Here is a 16,105-nt window from a genome sequence, read left to right as displayed (position 1 = left end):
TCTCCGATCGTACATAGACAACATTTCTGGGATGAATGTTCTCATGCGCATGAATGCATGTATGGTCCTCGCGCATTTATGCAAAAAGGACCCACTGCTCATGAAAAATTTCGTAATGGCCGCTGCTGCCGCGCTTCTCCTCTCCACCGCCGCGCAGGCCAAGGATTTCAATATTCCGTCTGAAAAGCCGGTTGCCTCGATCTCCATGCCGGACGGCTGGACCGCAAACGAAACCGACTCCGGTCTTGAAGGCACCTCTGCCGACAGCGCCGTCTACTTCGCCGTTGATATCTCCGAAACCGGCGCGCTCGACAAGACGATCCCGGAAGCTGCCAAGTTCCTGGAACAGCAGGGCGTGAAGATCGACCCGAAGACGGAAAAGCAGAAGCAGGACAAGCTGAACGGCAAGGACGCCGTGTTCGTCAGCTATGCCGGCACCGACAAAGACGGCCCGGCCACCATCGGCCTCGCGATCGTCGTCCTCGACGAAAAGAGCTCCCTCATCCTGACCTACTGGGGCACGAAGGGCGAAGAAGACAAGCACGGCGCCGAGATCAACTCGATCGTGGGTTCTATCAAGGCCGCCAAGTAAGATCTGACTGCATTCCAGAGGGGCGGTGGGAGCAATTCTGCCGCCCCTTAACTATTGTAACAAAACGACAATCCTTCCCCTACCGCATTTCGAGAATCTCCAGTAGATTGAAATGGCATCTTTTCCCAGGGGGTCCATTTCATGAAAATGCTGATCATCGCGGCTTCGGCTGCGCTTCTCTTCGCGTCCACAGCCTATGCCAAGCAGTGGGACATCCCATCCAACCGCCCGGTCGCGTCGATCGAGATGCCCGGCTCGTGGAAAACCAACGAAACCGCCACCGGCCTCGAAGGCACGTCGGATGACGGCGCGGTCTATTTCTCGGTCGATCTCGCCTCGCCGAAGAAGATGGACGGCATCATCGACGACGCTGCGAAGTTCCTCGATGATCAGGGCATCAAAATCGACACAAACACGCAGAAATATTCGGAAGACAAGCTGAACGGCAAGGACATCATCTATATCAGCTGGTCAGGCACCGATAAGGACGGCCCGGCCTCCGTCGGCCTCGCTGTTCTGATCCTCGATGAGAAGACGGTTCTGGTCCTCACTTATTGGGGTACGCAGGGCGATGAAGACAAGCACACATCCGAAATCGGCAAAATCCTGAACTCCATCAAGCTCGCTCAATAAAGCGAAGTCATACCGTTGTGCTGAATTGCACAAGACCGTCCTGCGGCTTATGAAGGGCCGTATTCCAACCCCTTTTCATCCCCGCTGGACGGTCTTTTCATGTTGAAGCTTTATCTCGCCGGACCCGAGGTTTTTCTCCCCAACGCGCGTGCCGTGCTCGATGCCAAGGCGGCCCTCACCCGCACCTATGGATTCGAGCCGATCTGCCCTGGCGATCTGGCGATTGAACCCGCGCCGACGCGCCATCAGTTCGGCCTCAACATCAGCGCCGTCGACGAAGGCTTCATGAATCAGGCCGATGGCGTAATCGCCAACCTCACGCCTTTTCGTGGTATCGCCGCAGATCCCGGCACTGTCTTCGAACTCGGCTACATGTGCGCCAGCGGCAAGCTCGTGGCAGCCTATACGAACATGATCGAAACGCACTATGCCCGCACTGTGGATTTCTACAGCGGCAAGGTCGCAGTTGCGGCCGATGGCCACAAGCGCGGCCCGGATGGGCTGTCGCTGGAGGATTTCGACATGATCGAGAACCTGATGCTGCATGGCGGCGTCGAGCGGCGCGGTGGCCCGGTCGTCGCACACAAGGCCGCTGCCGAGGCGCTCTACACGGACCTGACGGGTTTCGAAGCCTGCCTTCGCGCGCTGTCGGAACGACAGGGGAAGGCCGCCTGACACAGGAGGCTGCCGGTACCGTCTCACGATATTTTGGGGATTGTGAACTCGCCCACATCACATGTCACGATGGACTGTATATACTGATGTGCCCGGCGGTAGAAGCGGCGCGCGGGCAGGCATGGCCAACGCCTTTTAGAGCTTCTCTTATCGTGCAAGGCCGCTCGGCCGCCAGTCCGCAACGAACGGGCGCGGCGACGGCGTAAAGGGGATACTTCATGAAGAAACTACTCGTCGCGACTGCCGCCCTCCTCCTCTCGACCGTCGCCTATGCCGGCGAAGTCCAGATCCCGTCGAACCGCCCGATCATCTCGGCAAGTGTTCCGGACGACTGGTCCACGAACGAGACCGGCACAGGGATCGAAATCAATTCGGCCGATAATTCGGTCTATCTTGCCATCGACGTTGCCTCGCCGAAGAAGACCGGCGACATGATCGATGAGGCCGCCAAGTTCCTCGACAAGCAGGGCGTCACCATCGACGAGAAGACGCAGAAATACACGGAAGACAAGCTGAACGGCAAGGATATCATCTATATCGAATGGGCCGGCAAGGATAAGGACGGCCCCGCCTCCGTCGGCCTCGCCGCCCTCGTGCTCAACGAAAAGACGGTGGCCGTTCTGACCTATTGGGGCACGCCCGGCCAGGAAGAGAAGAATTCCGCGGCTGTGGGGAAAATCCTGGCGTCGATCAAGTCGGCGGAGTGAGGCGGTTCTTTAGGCGATTTCTTCGATCCCGAGCCAAGCACTCCTTGGCTTCGCACTCGGAAAGACCGCGCTTCGAAAAAGTCGAGGGATGCGCGTCGCGCACCCTCGGTTTCTGTTCGACCACATCCGGAACATTTTGATACTTACCAAGGACCATTGATGAGAACGCCCTGTTCCTGCCTTTCCATCGATCGCGCTTCCTGCTCCGTCGCGACATAGATGAGGTCGTGCAGATACATCCCGGTAGCCATGCCCCGGTCGTAACTCGCCCACTGGCGCGGCAGCACCTGAACACTTCCGTTACCGCGTGCTGACAGACGGACGAGGCCCGCATTCTCTGCTGCGACCAGCAACTGTCGGACATGCGTGCGCGAGACACCGAACCGTTCGCCGATGCCCGCGCCGGGTATCAGGCCATCAGGGTAGCCCGGCGCCGACATTGCGCTCCTCAGCAATTCTGCCTGAACGACCGCTCCCGCCGCATGATTGAAGAACAACATGGAATCCGGCAGCGACAGCAGGAGCGAGGCGCCCAGTGGAAGGAACAGGATGCTGATGCGCCGATAGCGCGCGTGAAAGAGCCTGTCCTGCTCCATGACGGCGCTATAGTCATGCTCCGGGAACAACACCTCGAGCGGCGCGATATGGGCTGCAAGCCAGTCACGGTCATGCGACTTCAGTTTCTCCGTCGGCTTCAGAATCCGAACCCTCCGGTCCTGTTCGGCAGGCTTGAGGTCCATGAAACCGGCCGAACACAGTCGCGCGATCAGACCGTCGATGTGGCGGTCGCTGGCCAGACCGAACCGGCTCATTTCCTGCTTGAGGCGTGTAATCGTCAGCCATGTTTCGCGCCGCGCGGGATCGACCCCGGCATCAAGCACACCCGCTATATGATAGACGAGAAACCGACCGGATTCGATCAGCAACCGGATGGTGTAGGGATCACCGCTGTAAAGAGCCAGGAACCGGTCGAGAAAGACTTTCCGGGCCTCGGCGATACGCGGATGATGGCATATTTCCTCAACGGAAAGACGTGGCGGCCCGCCGGCAAGGCGTTCGACTTCTGCTTGATCCAAAGCCGCCCCTCCGAGGACACATCCAATTTATGCCAGCTTATGAGACACATCCATTAGACGCAATGTTTTTCAACTTCGGTTTGAATCGACCTGCTATTGACAAAGCGCCAGTATGAAATCGCTCAAGGAGAGCATCCCATGGCCCTTCGCAGTCGTCTCGCATTCTGCACGTTTACCGCAATGCTTCTTTCACAAAGCTCCCCGTCGATCGGCGCCGAGGATACGGACGTCAAGACCGCGATCGAGGCAAATCACGCCGCCATTCACTCCCTCAACATCGCCGAAATCGCCAATGTGTGGTTGCATGGCGCCGACGTGACGCTGGTCAATCCGAACGATACGTCGGTGTCGGTCGGTTGGGATGCGGTCAGCGACCGCTGGGAAGACATGATCGAGCATGTCGATGGCCTGGACATCAAGCAGACGGAAGGTCCGTTCGTTTCGGTGACCGGCGATTTCGCAAGGGCGGTCGGCATCGCCCACGCCACCCTGCGCATCAAGTCCCAGCCTCCGATAGAGGTCAATTTTGCCGAGACCGATGTGTTGGTGAAGAAGAACGGTAAATGGCTCATCGTCGCGCATTCCGCAAAGCCCATGTGAAGCCTCAACATGCCTCCGGCGTCCGCCGACGCCCCTTTTAAGCTTTCAACCAAATGGCCGATATCGACTGCGAACGGGGCACGGGTCCCTGTTCGGCAGCGCATTACGCCAGCTTGAATTTCCCCACGGTGCCTAGGAGGGCAAAACAATGAAAATGCTGCTGCGAACTTACATCGATGCACACGACGGAAGCGAAGCTCTCAAATCCGGAGCCTTGCAGAAGGCCATCAAGGGGTTCATCGAAACTTTCAAGCCGGAAGCAACCTACTTCACGGTCGAAAACGGCACCCGGTCGGGACTGTACGTCTTCGACATGAAAGACTCCTCACAGATGCCGGCGATCGGAGAGCCATTCTTTGCGCTCGGCTGCAGGGTCACGCTGATCCCCTGCATGGCACCTGAAGATCTGAGCGTCGGTCTGGCCGCAGCTGAGCTATAAGGTTTCCATCTGCGTCGCACGCCTACGCCGGCGATGCAGATCAATGGAACGAGGCGCACCCTGCTCGCCACGGATCGCCCAGGCCAGTTCCTGCACTCAAGAACGAAATGGGCGGCCTCTCGGCCGCCCTCTTCAAACTCAAACACGATATTTCGGATCAGTTCGCCGCTGCCGGCGCCGCACCATCCACGGTTTCCTGGTTCAACCCCGTCTGCAGCGCGAGCTGCTGGGCGCCGTCCATCGAGTAAATGTCGTCGCGGAACTGGACGATGCCGTCCTTTGCCGACCAGGCGGTGAAATACTTGAAATAGACCGGCACTTCCTGTGCGAGCTTGATCGGCGTGTTGACGCGGGTCTGGATGACCTGCTCGATATGCTGGCGGTCCCACGGCGCGGTGTCGCGCAGCAGCCAGGTGGCAAGGTCGCGCACGTTCTGGACGCGCACGCAGCCGGAGGATTCGAAGCGGACGAGCTTGTTGAACAGGCCCTGCTGCGGCGTGTCGTGCATGTACTCGTTGTTCGGGTTGTGGAAGTTGATCTTGGTCGAGGCCATGGCGTTGATCTTGCCGGGGTCCTGACGGAATGTCAGGTTCGGGGCCTTGGCAGCGTTCCAGTCAACCGTCTTCGGGTCGACTTCCATGCCCTTGCCGTCGAGCAGGCGGATGTTGTTGCGGGCCAGATAGGTCGGGTCCTTCTGCATCAGCGGCATGATGTCCTTCTGGACGATCGAGCGCGGCGCAGTCCAGTAAGGATTGAGGATGACCTCGTAGATCTTCGAGTCGATGATATGCGTCGGACGGGACTCGCGGCCGACAACGGCCGTGTGACGCTGCACGACGCGGCCGTTTTCGACAGCTTCAATGTACGCAGCCGGAATATTGACCATGACATAGCGCTGGCCGAGATCACCCTTGACCTCCTGCAGACGCTTCAGGTTCGTCTGCAGCTGCATGAGGCGGATATCGGCCGGGACATTCATCGCCTTGAGCGTGAAATCGCCGATAACACCGTCCAGCGGCAGGCCATGACGGGCCTGGAAGCGCTTGACCGCTGCGGCAACATAAGAGTCGAAAGCGTTGGAGATGCCGGTCGCCTGCGGCAGGTCGCCGGACACCATCAGACGCTTGCGCAGAACCTGCACGGACGGATCGGCAACGCCGAGCTGCAGCTTCTGGCCCGGATTGACCTGCGGCCAGCCACCTTGTGCTACAATTTCCTGATACTTGACGATCGCCTGCTGAATGTTCGGGATCGCTTCGGGTCCGAAGATCGGATTGTTCGAGGCAACGGCAGCGGCCGAGCTCATCGCCTTGGCATCAAACTGGTCATCCCAGTCACCACGGCGCGGTGCATCGATCACGCTCTGCAGGTCCATATCGTCTGCAAACGCGCTGCCTGCTACGGCAACAAGGCCACCTGCGGCCGCGCTGCGGAGAAAGGCGCGGCGGGAAAGATCAAGTATTTTCGTGTCCGACATTCTCAAACCAATCCATCGAAATCGCTGCATAAACGGGTCGGGGGGCACCCGTCGGGACGCAACTTGCGCGCAACGCGAGCGCGCGACCATGTTGCCGAACTGACATAGCAATATGGCCGATTCGTGTCTCGCCGTCTCGCATTTGCTGCGTTGCGCAATACGAAAGGCCGGACGGAAACCGCCCGGCCCTTTCGAGAGATCAGCGTGGTGCCGCGTCGCTTACAGACGGTAAAGGATCGAGTCGTTCCAGAAGCGGTCGAGGCGCTGCAGGAGCTTGTTCATCTGCGTGAACTCGTCTTCGCCGATGCCGCCGACCTTCTGGATCGAGCCGATATGGCGCTCATAGAGACGGGCAACCGTTTCTGCGATGTCCTGGCCGTCCTTGGTCAGACTGATGCGGACGGCGCGGCGATCGACACGCGAGCGGCTGTGGTTGATGAGGCCGAGATCGACCAGCTTTTTGACATTGTAGGACACGTTCGAGCCGAGGTAGTAACCCCGCGAGCGCAGCTCGCCGGCGGTCAGCTCCGAATTGCCGATGTTGAAAAGAAGGAGTGCCTGGACGGCGTTGACATCCGAACGGCCCTGACGGTCGAACTCGTCCTTGATGACATCCAGCAGGCGGCGGTGCAGCCGCTCCACCAGGTGCAGCGATTCCATATAGAGATCGCGGATCGGGTCTTCATGCGTCTGGACGGTGGCAACTGCCTGCTTCTGGTTCTTGATCATGACTGCCTCTCTGTTTTTGTGGCGGTTCTTTTGTTTTCTTCCGCCTATGACCAGAGACTATCGAATGCGTCTAAAATTCTACTTAAACCGCAGCATTAACAGGGCGTTACTATTGGCCCACCGAGAATTACAGTGAATCAGTCCTTACACGGTGACGTCCGCGACGTTCCAGAAAGAGACCGATCCGGAAGGCGAGATAGAGACAGGCCACGCTGACATCCATGACGATCAGCAGGTCGTCCGGCCCGTAGATATGGACCCAGAGCGTATGCGCCAGCACCTCGCCAATGGCCACCGCAGCCCACAGAACCGCCCCCCAGGCCGACCCCATCCAGAGCCCCAGTGCCACGATCGGATAGCAGACGGCCAGCACGGTCGCGAGCGTGCGCCATGGCACCGTCATCACATCGAAACGAATGAGGCTGCCGGTCGAAACGCCGAGCACGAGATCCCAGTAGCGCAGGCCGAAATAGAAACAGGCCATCGCCGTCATGCGCATGAAGACGGTGAAAAGCGTCTCGATCAGGGTGCGCCGGACGGCCGGTCTTGAATCGCCACTCATGGGGCGGACGATATGCGAGCGAAGGGCCGACCGCCAGCCCGGCCCGTGTCAATTCGGCACGCCATCAACGGTTCATTCGACGTTCCGTTTCGAGACCTCGCGTGATAACACGCATTCATCGTTTCGAAGGACCACGCCTATGACCGACAAGACCCACGCCGTCGACCACATCACCGGCCATCGCCGCATGCGCCGCAACCGCAAGGCGGACTGGACGCGCCGTCTCGTGCGCGAAAATGCGCTGACGGTGGACGACCTGATCTGGCCGGTCTTCGTCGTGCCGGGAACGAATATCGTCGATCCCATCGCCGCCATGCCGGGTGTCAACCGCATGAGCGTCGACAAGCTGGTGGAAGCCGCGAAGGAAGCCGCAGCCCTCGGCATCCCGGCGATTGCCACCTTCCCGAATATCGAGATGGACCTGCGCGACGTGACGGGCTCGCAAATCCTCGAACGCGAGAACCTGATCAACAAAGCCACCGCCGCAATCAAGAAGGCTGTCCCGGAGATTGGCGTCATCACCGATGTCGCGCTCGACCCCTTCACCAGCCACGGCCATGACGGCATCCTGCGGGACGGCATCATCGTCAATGACGAGACGGTGGAACTCGTCGCCCGCGCCGCGGTCATTCAGGCGGACGCCGGCTCCGACATCATCGCCCCGTCGGAAATGATGGACGGCCGCATCGGCGCGATCCGCGAGGCGCTGGACGCCGCCGGCCACCAGAATGTCGGCATCATGTCCTACGCGACGAAATTCTCCTCCGGCCATTACGGTCCCTATCGCGAGGCGATCTCGACCGGCGGGCTGCTGAAGGGCGACAAGAACTCCTATTACATCGACCCCGCCAACGGCACCGAGGCAATCCGCGACGCCGCTCTCGATGTCGAGGAAGGCGCGGACATGCTGATGGTCAAGCCCGGCCTGCCTTATCTCGACATCGTCTGGCGCATGAAGCAGGAATTCGGCCTGCCGGTCTTCGCCTATCAGGTCTCCGGTGAATATTCGATGGTCAAGGCCGCGGCAGCCAACGGCTGGATCGACGGTCAGCGCGTGATGATGGAGCAGCTTCTCTGTTTCAAGCGCGCCGGCTGCGACGGCATCCTGACCTATTTCGCGCCCGAGGTCGCAAAAATCCTGAGCAAGGCTTGAGCGCGTTGAAGAAGGCCCGGCGCCACACCATATGAGACGTGTGGCCGGCGCCCTACCCGGCATTGGAGACGAACGACGATGAGCATGACCCGTGACGACAATTACGAGCTTGATTGGCGCGCCTATCAGGGTGTGCTGTCGCGGCGCATCTTCGGCTTCATCATCGACTATGTGATCGTGGCGCTGCTGATGCTGCCCGCGATCGTTGTGGTCTTCTTCCTCGGCATCCTGACGCTTGGCCTCGGCTTCTATCTCTACCCGGTACTGTTCTTCATCGTCGCGGGCCTCTATTTCGGCCTCTCGATCGGCGGTCCGGCACAGGCAACGCCCGGCATGCGCGCTGTGGGCCTGAGAATGCGCCGTCTGGACAACCAGCCAATCGACTTCATGGTCGCGCTGGTCCATCTCGTGCTGTTCTGGATCCTGAATGCCGTGCTGACGCCGCTTATCCTGCTGGCCGGTCTTTTCACCAACCACGGCCGTCTGGTTCACGACCTGCTGCTTGGCACGGAAATGATCCGCGCCGACTAACAAGTCATTCGACGATTTGAGATTTCAGCCGGCGAGCGCCGCCGGCTGCATGGCGTCGAACGCGCGCGCCAAAACCTCGACACCCGCGCCCGGCTTCGGCGCATCCGCCGACAGAACCTGCCGATAGCGCCGCGCGCCCGGCATGCCCTGAAACAACCCAAGCATATGCCGCGTCACGGTGGAAAGCTTGCCGCCCGAGGCAATATAAGCGGCGCAATAGGCGCTCATCGCGTCCAGAAGCGCCTCGCGCGATAGCGTTTCGCGCTCATCGCCAAAAAGCATAGCATCGACGTCACCGAGGATGGAGGTGTTGTGATAGGCAGCCCGCCCCATCATGACACCATCGACATGGGTCAGATGCCCCCTCGCCTCGTCCAGCGTCAGAATACCTCCATTGATCCCGATGAAGACATTCGGGAAGCTCTGCTTGAGACGATAGACGATGTCATAATCGAGCGGCGGGATATCCCGGTTTTCCTTGGGGCTAAGCCCCTGCAGCCAGGCCTTGCGCGCATGAACCCAGATCGCATCTGCGCCCGCTTCCAATACGGGAACGACCAGCCCCGGCAGTGAAGCTTCCGGGTCCTGCTCGTCCACACCGATCCGGCACTTCACGGTGACGGGAACGCTAGTGACAGTCTTCATCGCAGCAACCGCGCGCGCCACCACATCCGGCGTCTGCATGAGACAGGCCCCGAACGTGCCGGACTGGACGCGATCCGACGGACATCCGACGTTCAGATTGATCTCGTCATAGCCGAAGTCGCTGGCAATTCGCACCGCCTCCGTCAGCTTCTCCGGATCTGAGCCGCCGAGCTGCAGGGCAACCGGATGTTCGGACGGATCAAAGCCCAGCAACCGATCGCGGTCGCCATGGATGATTGCGTCCGCCACGACCATCTCGGTATAGAGCAGCGCGCGCTTGGAGAGCAGGCGCGCCAGATATCGATAATGCCTGTCAGTCCAGTCGAGCATGGGGGCAATGGAGAAGATCTTCTCACCCGATGCGACCGCGTCTGCGTAGAAATTGTCCATGCCTCACCCCTTCAGGAAAGGCACATAAGGCAGGCCGCCATGGGTGATATCGTCCGTGCCGTCGAAGATCATGTTGATCGCGACATAGACGATGACCAGCAGGCCGAGCCAGGCAATCCAGCGATGCTTGTTGAGCAATTTCGCGATAAAGGACGAGGCGACGCCCATAAGGACGACCGACAGCGACAACCCGAAGACCATCGCGCCGAGATGATCATGCGCGGCACCGGCCACGGCCAGCACATTGTCCAGCGACATGGAGACGTCCGCAATGATGATCTGCGTGACGGCCTGCCGCAGCGTCTTGCGCGGGCCCGCATCGACACTCGGGTTGGCGGCATCGGGAACGCCGTCCGTCGCCATGTCCAGCGCCTCGCTGCTGTGCTCGCGCTCTGCATCGCTGGTACGCAGTTCCTGCCACATCTTCCAGCAGACCCAGAGCAGCAATATGCCACCAGCCAGCAGAAGACCGGTCAGCTGAAGAAGCTGCGTGGCGACGATGGCAAACAGGATGCGCAGCACGGTCGCAGCGAGAATGCCGATCAGGATGGCCTTGCTGCGGAGGCTCCTGTCGAGCCCGGCCGCCGCCATGCCGATGACGATCGCATTGTCGCCCGCCAGCACGAGGTCGATCATGGCCACCTGAAAAAGCGCATAGATGGCGGACATCTCAAGGCCGAACATGCCGATCACATCTCCTGTTCTTGTTATCGCAAAGGGCTCTGTCGAGCGTGCCCGTCAATATATGGCAGGAGACCTGCCGGGAACTCGACTTCATGTCAACCGGATATGGGTTCAGGGGCCTTGAATCGCCAGTCTTTCCATCCAATAAATGGATTTATACTGGCTCAGGAGGACAACATGCCGCTATATGAACTAGACGGGATCAGCCCGAAGACACCGGAAAACGGTGAATACTGGGTCGCACCGGGCGCGCACGTAATCGGCAAGGTGGAACTGGGCGAGGATGTGGGCATCTGGTTCAACGCGACGCTGCGCGGCGACAATGAACTGATCGCCATCGGCGCGGGATCGAATATCCAGGAAAACACGATGATCCATACGGATCCGGGCTTCCCGGTCCGCATCGGCAGAAATTGCACCATCGGCCACAGCGCCATCATCCATGGCTGCACGATCGGCGACAACTCGCTGATCGGGATGGGGGCAACGGTCCTCAACGGCGCAAAGATCGGCAATAACTGTCTGGTCGGTGCCAACGCGCTGGTCACCGAAGGCAAGGAGTTTCCGGACAATTCGCTGATCGTAGGCTCCCCCGCCCGCGCCATCCGCACGCTGGAGGCTGGCGACGCGGCAAGGCTCGGCCTCTCCGCACAGAACTATGTGCGCAACTGGAAACGCTTCAAGAAGGGGCTGAAGGAAATCCCCGGGAGCTGAGAGATTTCGCGCGCCATCCTCCGTTGACCGAAATCGGCAATTGGTTCATGGTTGAACAAAGATCGGAATCTGCAGCGGCGCGATGGATTCGGACCGCTGCTACCCAGGGAGGAAACCGGACATGACCATCCCGAAGACGATGCACGCCCTTCTGCAGAAGCATGACGGCTATTCCGGCACCCAGACCGGCATCGTCTTCGAGACGATGGAGCCATTTATCGAGGATGCCCAGATCGCAGTGCCGGAGCCGCAGGAGGGACAGGTGCTGATCAGGACGCGGCTTGCCAACATCAACCCCTCCGATCTGCATTTCATCAAGGGCGAATATGGCCAGCCGCGCCGCAAGGGCCTGCCCGCAGGCTTCGAGGGCGTTGGCGATGTCGTGGCGGCGAAGGGCAGCTATGCCGAGAAGCTGGTCGGCAAGCGCGTCGCCTTCTCCGTCTCCATGGATGGTTCGGGAAGCTGGGCAGATTACGCGCTGACCGCCGCGCATAATTGCATCCCCGTGCGCCCCGACATGCAGGATGTCGACGCCGCCGGCCATATCGTCAATCCGCTGACGGCCTATGCCATGTTCCAGATCGTGCGAAAGGCGGACAGCAAGAGCTTCATCCTGACGGCCGGCGCCAGCCAGGTCTCCAAGCTCGTCACGTCGCTCGCCCGTGACGAAGGCTATCGCCCCATCGTCTTCGTCCGTAGACGGGAGATGATCGAGCCACTGAAGGCGCTGGGTGCCGCCCATGTCCTCGTTGAAACCGATCCGGATGTGCTGGACCAGTTCCGCGCCATCGCCCGGCAGGAAAAGCCGCGTGTCATGCTGGATGCCGTCGCCCACCAGCTCTCCGCAGACATTTTCTTCGCCATGCCCAACCGCGCCAACTGGGTGATCTACGGCAAGCTGGACGCCAGCGCCATCAGCGCCCGCGAACTCGGCCAGTTCATCTTCATGAGCAAGTCGATCACCGGCTTCTGGCTGACCGAATGGTTCCGCGATACCCCACCGGAGGAACAGATCCGCGTCATCGGAGAAGTCCAGCAACGCTTTGTCGACCGCCGCTGGACGACGGACGTGGCCGAAATCATTCCGCTGAAGAATGCGATCGAGAAACTGCCGACGGCGCTGGCCGCGCGGAACGGGAAGATCCTGCTCTCGCCTTGAGACTTGCTTTTACGCAATTCCGGAGGCGAAACCGGTTTCCACTTTCGGTGGAATTGCTTTAGGCGCAGTTCGCGCACTTCCCGCGAATTTCCACCACCGTCTTTTCCGGCTTGAAACCCTTCGCACCGAGGAAGTGCTCGAGGTCGTGCTCGAGTCCGTGATGATGGAATTCGAAGACGTTGCCGCAGGAATTGCAGATGGCGAAGGCAGTGAGCCCATGGCTGCCGCATTTCTCTTCCGGGTGGGCACAGGCGACGAAAGCATTGAGGCTTTCGAGCTTGTGGACAAGACCATCCGCCACCAGCTTGTCGAGCGCGCGATAGACCTGCAGCGGGGCGCGGAAGCCGTCGTCGCGGAGATTGTCGAGAATCTGGTAGGCACTCATCGGACCGCCGGCAGTCGTCAGCTTGTCGAAGACCAAAGCCTGGTTCTTGGTAAGACCCGCCGCACTCATGATATACCTCCGCGCCGGCTGTCGCCCCGGATGTCGGGGCCCGGCTGATCGTTGGTCTGCCGCTGTCGGAACGGCAGAAGACTGACAAGAAAGATGGCAAGCGCCGCCACGACGATCGACGGCCCGGACGGGGTGTCGAAGCGCAGAGAGCCGAAAAGGCCCCCGACGACGGCCACCATACCCAGCACGGACGCGATGACGGCCATGACCTCAGGCGAACCGGAAAAGCGCCGCGCGGCGGCGGCCGGAATGATCAGCATCGCTGTCACCAGCAGAATGCCGACCACCTTGATGGCAATCGCGATCACCAGCGCCAGCAGCAGCATGAAGAAGAGCCGCGTCCGCTCCGGCTGCATGCCTTCGGCTTCCGCCAGTTCCGGATTGACCGTTGCCGCGATCAGCGGCCGCCAGATTTTCGCAAGCGCCAGCAGCACCAGAAGCCCGCCGCCCCAGATCATATAAATATCCGTCTGGCCGACCGCCAGGATATCGCCGAAGAGATAGGTCATCAGATCGAAGCGCACCCAGGCGAGAAACGCCGCCAGCACGAGACCGATGGCCAGCGTCGAATGCGAAAGAATGCCGAGCAGCGCATCGGTCGACAGCGCGCCCCGCCGCTGCAGCGCCAGAAGCGCCAGCGACACGACGGCCGCGACACCAAAGACCGCCACCGTCAGGTTGACATGCAGAAGCAGCGACAGCGCCACGCCCAACAGCGCCGAATGCGCCATCGTGTCGCCGAAATAGGCCATGCGCCGCCAGATGACAAAGCAGCCGAGCGGACCTGCAACCAAGGCCAGCCCAAGGCCGGCGAGAAGCGCGCGGATGAAGAAGTCGTCAAGCATGGCGATGCCCGCCCTTCGGCCCGTGGTCGTGGCGCGCATGATCATGCTCGTAATGGGCATGATCATGGCCCGCGTGACCATGGCCATCATGGTCGCGATGATGCCCATCGTCGGGATGGCAATGATCCGTCACCGATCCGTCCGCATGCAGCACGCGTCCATCCGGCAGATGCTCGTGGTCATGATGGTGGTCGTAAAAGGCAATCGCGGCAGAGCCACGCATCCCGAAGAGATTGCGATATTCGCTGCTTTCGCTCACCGCCTTCGGCGTCCCGCGGCAGCAGACGTGACCGTTGAGGCAGATGATCGTGTCGGCCTCGGCCATGACGATATGCAGATCGTGCGAAATCAGCAGAATGCCGCAGCCGATCTCGCGGCGGATGCGCCCGATCAACTCGTAAAGCAGCGCCTCGCCGGCATAGTCGACACCCTGCACGGGTTCGTCCAGCACCAGCAGGTCAGGCTTGCGGGCAATGGCGCGGGCCAGCAGCGCGCGCTGGAATTCGCCGCCCGAGAGGTGATGCACTTCGGCTTTCTTCATGTGCGCGATGCCGGTCGCCTCAAGCGCGGCATCGATCTCGCTTGCAGGCAGCGCGCCAGTCAGCGTCATCAGCCGCTCGATCGTTAGCGGCATCGTCCAGTCGATGGCAAGCTTCTGCGGCACATAGCCGACCTTCAGGCCGGCGCGGCGAACCACCTCGCCTTCGGACGGCTTGAGCACACCCGTCGCCATCTTGGCGGTGGTGGATTTACCCGAGCCGTTCGGCCCGATCAGCGTGACGATCTCACCGGGAGAAACAGAAAATTCAACACCGCGCACGAGCCAACGGCCGCCACGCGAGACCCCTGCCCCGCGAAGCGTCACAAGCGCCTCCGCGCTTTTCGCCTTGTGCACCATTCGATCCGTCATCCCGCCTTGTCAGGCCTTATCGCACACGTTATATCGTAACTCAATATTGTAACAATATAACATATCTGAGGTACTCCATGCGCATTTACAAGAGCTTGCCCGGTCTTTCAGCAGTATTCGCATTGGGCATGGCAAGTCTTGCAACGATGCCGGCAAGGGCGGACGACCTGAATGTCGTGGTCTCGATCAAACCGATCCATTCCCTGGTCGCCGCCGTTATGAAGGGGGTTGGAGAACCCACGCTGATCGTCAAGGGCGCGGCCTCGCCGCACACCTATACGATGAAGCCCTCGGATGCCGCAGCGCTCGCCAAGGCCAACGTCGTCTTCTGGACCGGCCACGACATGGAAAAGTTCATGGAAAAGCCGCTCGCCTCGCTGTCTGGGAAAGCCACGGCCGTGGCCCTTCTGGAAACGCCGGCCATTGCGACGCTGAAGCCCCGCGAGGGCGGAACCTTCGAACCGCACGAGCACGAGGGCGAAGCCCATGCCGGCCAGGGTCACGACGAGGAGGAGACCGATCCGCATTTCTGGCTCGACCCGGAAAACGCCCGCGCCGCAGTCAAGGTGATTGCCGCCACGCTTTCGGCCGCCGACCCGGCCCATGCGACGGTCTATTCCGAGAATGCCGCGCGCACGGATGCCGACCTCTCAACACTCGAAGCGAACATCGCCGCCGAGCTTACCCCCTACAAGAGCAAGCCCTTCATCGTCTTCCACGATGCCTATCAGTATTTCGAGAAGCGCTTCGGGTTGAGTGCCACCGGTTCGGTGACCGTCAGCCCCGAGGTGCAGCCCGGTGCCGCCCGCATCGCCGAGATCGAGAAGAAGATCAAGACGCTCGGTGCGGTCTGCATTTTTTCCGAACCACAATTCGAGCCGAAGCTGATGGACACCATCGCGGCAGGTACGAAGACATTCCGCGGCGAGCTCGATCCCGAGGGCGCCAGCCTCACTGAAGGGCCAGCACTTTACCCGCAGCTTCTCCAGACGCTGGCAGACAATTTGAAGGATTGCCTGAGCAAGGAAAGCTAAACAGCCAGCAAGTGGTGCACGGCCTTTCGCACCACTTGCCCGCGCCATTTTAGTCTTGCAAGAATTGCGGAACGATTCGCAGACCGGAGTCCGCAA

Annotated in this window: 20 protein-coding genes; 11 read left to right on the top strand and 9 right to left on the bottom strand. The window is 60.5% G+C overall.

Annotated features, from left to right (window positions below):
- Positions 1-100: 100 nt before the first annotated feature.
- The 4 genes from ABID16_RS03470 (at position 101) to ABID16_RS03455 (ending at position 2,607) form a co-directional block, all read left to right on the top strand.
- The gene (locus ABID16_RS03470) at positions 101-592 is read left to right on the top strand and encodes a histidine kinase (protein ID WP_354554952.1); all 492 of its coding nucleotides are present in this window, start codon (positions 101-103) and stop codon (positions 590-592) included.
- Between the two features lie 141 nt (positions 593-733).
- The gene (locus tag ABID16_RS03465) at positions 734-1,225 is read left to right on the top strand and encodes a histidine kinase (RefSeq protein ID WP_354554951.1); all 492 of its coding nucleotides are present in this window, start codon (positions 734-736) and stop codon (positions 1,223-1,225) included.
- A 99-nt stretch (positions 1,226-1,324) separates the two neighbouring features.
- Positions 1,325-1,900, top strand: a complete 576-nt coding sequence (locus ABID16_RS03460; RefSeq protein ID WP_354554950.1) for a nucleoside 2-deoxyribosyltransferase — start codon at positions 1,325-1,327, stop codon at positions 1,898-1,900.
- A gap of 218 nt (positions 1,901-2,118) precedes the next feature.
- Positions 2,119-2,607, top strand: a complete 489-nt coding sequence (locus tag ABID16_RS03455; RefSeq protein WP_354554949.1) for a histidine kinase — start codon at positions 2,119-2,121, stop codon at positions 2,605-2,607.
- 143 nt (positions 2,608-2,750) lie between these two features.
- Here the strand turns inward: ABID16_RS03455 and ABID16_RS03450 are convergent, their stop codons facing one another.
- The gene (locus ABID16_RS03450) at positions 2,751-3,683 is read right to left on the bottom strand and encodes a hypothetical protein (RefSeq protein WP_354554948.1); all 933 of its coding nucleotides are present in this window, start codon (positions 3,681-3,683) and stop codon (positions 2,751-2,753) included.
- A 138-nt stretch (positions 3,684-3,821) separates the two neighbouring features.
- Here ABID16_RS03450 and ABID16_RS03445 point away from each other — a divergent pair, with 138 nt between their 5' ends.
- Both ABID16_RS03445 and ABID16_RS03440 read left to right on the top strand, forming a co-directional pair.
- A complete protein-coding gene (locus ABID16_RS03445) occupies positions 3,822-4,283 on the top strand; it encodes a YybH family protein (RefSeq protein ID WP_354554947.1) in 462 nt (153 codons plus the stop codon).
- Between the two features lie 148 nt (positions 4,284-4,431).
- Positions 4,432-4,722: a hypothetical protein gene (locus ABID16_RS03440; protein WP_354554946.1), complete on the top strand. Its 291-nt coding sequence runs from the start codon at positions 4,432-4,434 to the stop codon at positions 4,720-4,722.
- Positions 4,723-4,879: 157 nt separating this feature from the next.
- On the opposite strand, the gene ABID16_RS03435 is transcribed toward ABID16_RS03440, so the two are convergent.
- The 3 genes from ABID16_RS03435 to ABID16_RS03425 all read right to left on the bottom strand — a co-directional run bounded on the left by ABID16_RS03435 (position 4,880) and on the right by ABID16_RS03425 (position 7,490).
- Positions 4,880-6,199 (bottom strand): L,D-transpeptidase family protein, encoded by a 1,320-nt coding sequence (locus ABID16_RS03435; RefSeq protein WP_354554945.1) that lies wholly within the window; start codon positions 6,197-6,199, stop codon positions 4,880-4,882.
- 219 nt (positions 6,200-6,418) lie between these two features.
- A complete protein-coding gene (gene ldtR / locus ABID16_RS03430; RefSeq protein WP_354554944.1) occupies positions 6,419-6,928 on the bottom strand; it encodes a transcriptional regulator LdtR in 510 nt (169 codons plus the stop codon).
- Between the two features lie 127 nt (positions 6,929-7,055).
- Entirely contained in the window at positions 7,056-7,490 is a 435-nt protein-coding gene (locus tag ABID16_RS03425; protein WP_354554943.1) for a DUF6163 family protein, read from the bottom strand.
- A gap of 139 nt (positions 7,491-7,629) precedes the next feature.
- On the opposite strand from ABID16_RS03425, the gene hemB reads away from it, so the two are divergent.
- A complete protein-coding gene (hemB, locus tag ABID16_RS03420) occupies positions 7,630-8,643 on the top strand; it encodes a porphobilinogen synthase (RefSeq protein ID WP_354554942.1) in 1,014 nt (337 codons plus the stop codon).
- A 78-nt stretch (positions 8,644-8,721) separates the two neighbouring features.
- The gene (locus tag ABID16_RS03415; RefSeq protein WP_354554941.1) at positions 8,722-9,174 is read left to right on the top strand and encodes an RDD family protein; all 453 of its coding nucleotides are present in this window, start codon (positions 8,722-8,724) and stop codon (positions 9,172-9,174) included.
- A gap of 24 nt (positions 9,175-9,198) precedes the next feature.
- Here ABID16_RS03415 and dusA read toward each other — a convergent pair whose 3' ends face one another.
- The gene (gene dusA / locus ABID16_RS03410; RefSeq protein WP_354554940.1) at positions 9,199-10,209 is read right to left on the bottom strand and encodes a tRNA dihydrouridine(20/20a) synthase DusA; all 1,011 of its coding nucleotides are present in this window, start codon (positions 10,207-10,209) and stop codon (positions 9,199-9,201) included.
- 3 nt (positions 10,210-10,212) lie between these two features.
- Entirely contained in the window at positions 10,213-10,893 is a 681-nt protein-coding gene (locus ABID16_RS03405) for a TerC family protein (protein ID WP_354554939.1), read from the bottom strand.
- A 177-nt stretch (positions 10,894-11,070) separates the two neighbouring features.
- Here ABID16_RS03405 and ABID16_RS03400 point away from each other — a divergent pair, with 177 nt between their 5' ends.
- Together ABID16_RS03400 and ABID16_RS03395 are read left to right on the top strand one after the other, a co-directional pair.
- Entirely contained in the window at positions 11,071-11,607 is a 537-nt protein-coding gene (locus ABID16_RS03400; RefSeq protein ID WP_354554938.1) for a gamma carbonic anhydrase family protein, read from the top strand.
- A 121-nt stretch (positions 11,608-11,728) separates the two neighbouring features.
- Entirely contained in the window at positions 11,729-12,766 is a 1,038-nt protein-coding gene (locus tag ABID16_RS03395; RefSeq protein WP_354554937.1) for an alcohol dehydrogenase catalytic domain-containing protein, read from the top strand.
- A 58-nt stretch (positions 12,767-12,824) separates the two neighbouring features.
- Here the strand turns inward: ABID16_RS03395 and ABID16_RS03390 are convergent, their stop codons facing one another.
- Genes ABID16_RS03390 through ABID16_RS03380 form a run of 3 tightly spaced genes read right to left on the bottom strand, consistent with a single transcriptional unit; the run spans position 12,825 to position 14,963 of the window.
- Positions 12,825-13,220 (bottom strand): Fur family transcriptional regulator, encoded by a 396-nt coding sequence (locus ABID16_RS03390; RefSeq protein WP_354554935.1) that lies wholly within the window; start codon positions 13,218-13,220, stop codon positions 12,825-12,827.
- Positions 13,217-14,065 (bottom strand): iron chelate uptake ABC transporter family permease subunit, encoded by an 849-nt coding sequence (locus tag ABID16_RS03385; protein WP_354555890.1) that lies wholly within the window; start codon positions 14,063-14,065, stop codon positions 13,217-13,219. The genes ABID16_RS03390 and ABID16_RS03385 overlap by 4 nt, the downstream gene beginning before the upstream one ends.
- Positions 14,058-14,963, bottom strand: coding sequence for an ATP-binding cassette domain-containing protein (locus ABID16_RS03380; RefSeq protein ID WP_354555889.1), 906 nt, complete (start codon positions 14,961-14,963; stop codon positions 14,058-14,060). Before ABID16_RS03380 ends, ABID16_RS03385 begins: the two co-directional genes overlap by 8 nt.
- Positions 14,964-15,052: 89 nt before the next feature.
- Here ABID16_RS03380 and ABID16_RS03375 point away from each other — a divergent pair, with 89 nt between their 5' ends.
- Entirely contained in the window at positions 15,053-16,009 is a 957-nt protein-coding gene (locus ABID16_RS03375) for a zinc ABC transporter substrate-binding protein (RefSeq protein WP_435532353.1), read from the top strand.
- Positions 16,010-16,105: the final 96 nt, after the last annotated feature.

The sequence above is a fragment of the Limnomicrobium aquaticum genome (genome assembly GCF_040545545.1).
Classification (GTDB): Bacteria; Pseudomonadota; Alphaproteobacteria; order Rhizobiales; family Rhizobiaceae; genus Ensifer_A; species Ensifer_A aquaticum.
The sequence above is the reverse complement of the archived record's forward strand: the minus strand, read 5'-3'. Positions and strand labels throughout refer to the sequence as shown.

What these genes read in the sequence shown, in the direction of transcription:
- hemB (WP_354554942.1), top strand. Translation starts at nt 7,630, where the DNA reads ATGACCGACAAGACCCACGCCGTCGACCACATCACCGGCCATCGCCGC.
- ABID16_RS03465 (WP_354554951.1), top strand. Translation starts at nt 734, where the DNA reads ATGAAAATGCTGATCATCGCGGCTTCGGCTGCGCTTCTCTTCGCGTCC.
- ABID16_RS03415 (WP_354554941.1), top strand. Translation starts at nt 8,722, where the DNA reads ATGAGCATGACCCGTGACGACAATTACGAGCTTGATTGGCGCGCCTAT.
- ABID16_RS03390 (WP_354554935.1), bottom strand. Translation starts at nt 13,220, where the DNA reads ATGAGTGCGGCGGGTCTTACCAAGAACCAGGCTTTGGTCTTCGACAAG.
- ABID16_RS03400 (WP_354554938.1), top strand. Translation starts at nt 11,071, where the DNA reads ATGCCGCTATATGAACTAGACGGGATCAGCCCGAAGACACCGGAAAAC.
- ABID16_RS03395 (WP_354554937.1), top strand. Translation starts at nt 11,729, where the DNA reads ATGACCATCCCGAAGACGATGCACGCCCTTCTGCAGAAGCATGACGGC.
- ABID16_RS03380 (WP_354555889.1), bottom strand. Translation starts at nt 14,963, where the DNA reads ATGGTGCACAAGGCGAAAAGCGCGGAGGCGCTTGTGACGCTTCGCGGG.
- dusA (WP_354554940.1), bottom strand. Translation starts at nt 10,209, where the DNA reads ATGGACAATTTCTACGCAGACGCGGTCGCATCGGGTGAGAAGATCTTC.
- ABID16_RS03435 (WP_354554945.1), bottom strand. Translation starts at nt 6,199, where the DNA reads ATGTCGGACACGAAAATACTTGATCTTTCCCGCCGCGCCTTTCTCCGC.
- ABID16_RS03425 (WP_354554943.1), bottom strand. Translation starts at nt 7,490, where the DNA reads ATGAGTGGCGATTCAAGACCGGCCGTCCGGCGCACCCTGATCGAGACG.
- ABID16_RS03440 (WP_354554946.1), top strand. Translation starts at nt 4,432, where the DNA reads ATGAAAATGCTGCTGCGAACTTACATCGATGCACACGACGGAAGCGAA.
- ldtR (WP_354554944.1), bottom strand. Translation starts at nt 6,928, where the DNA reads ATGATCAAGAACCAGAAGCAGGCAGTTGCCACCGTCCAGACGCATGAA.
- ABID16_RS03460 (WP_354554950.1), top strand. Translation starts at nt 1,325, where the DNA reads ATGTTGAAGCTTTATCTCGCCGGACCCGAGGTTTTTCTCCCCAACGCG.
- ABID16_RS03445 (WP_354554947.1), top strand. Translation starts at nt 3,822, where the DNA reads ATGGCCCTTCGCAGTCGTCTCGCATTCTGCACGTTTACCGCAATGCTT.
- ABID16_RS03470 (WP_354554952.1), top strand. Translation starts at nt 101, where the DNA reads ATGAAAAATTTCGTAATGGCCGCTGCTGCCGCGCTTCTCCTCTCCACC.
- ABID16_RS03375 (WP_435532353.1), top strand. Translation starts at nt 15,053, where the DNA reads ATGCGCATTTACAAGAGCTTGCCCGGTCTTTCAGCAGTATTCGCATTG.
- ABID16_RS03405 (WP_354554939.1), bottom strand. Translation starts at nt 10,893, where the DNA reads ATGTTCGGCCTTGAGATGTCCGCCATCTATGCGCTTTTTCAGGTGGCC.
- ABID16_RS03455 (WP_354554949.1), top strand. Translation starts at nt 2,119, where the DNA reads ATGAAGAAACTACTCGTCGCGACTGCCGCCCTCCTCCTCTCGACCGTC.
- ABID16_RS03385 (WP_354555890.1), bottom strand. Translation starts at nt 14,065, where the DNA reads ATGCTTGACGACTTCTTCATCCGCGCGCTTCTCGCCGGCCTTGGGCTG.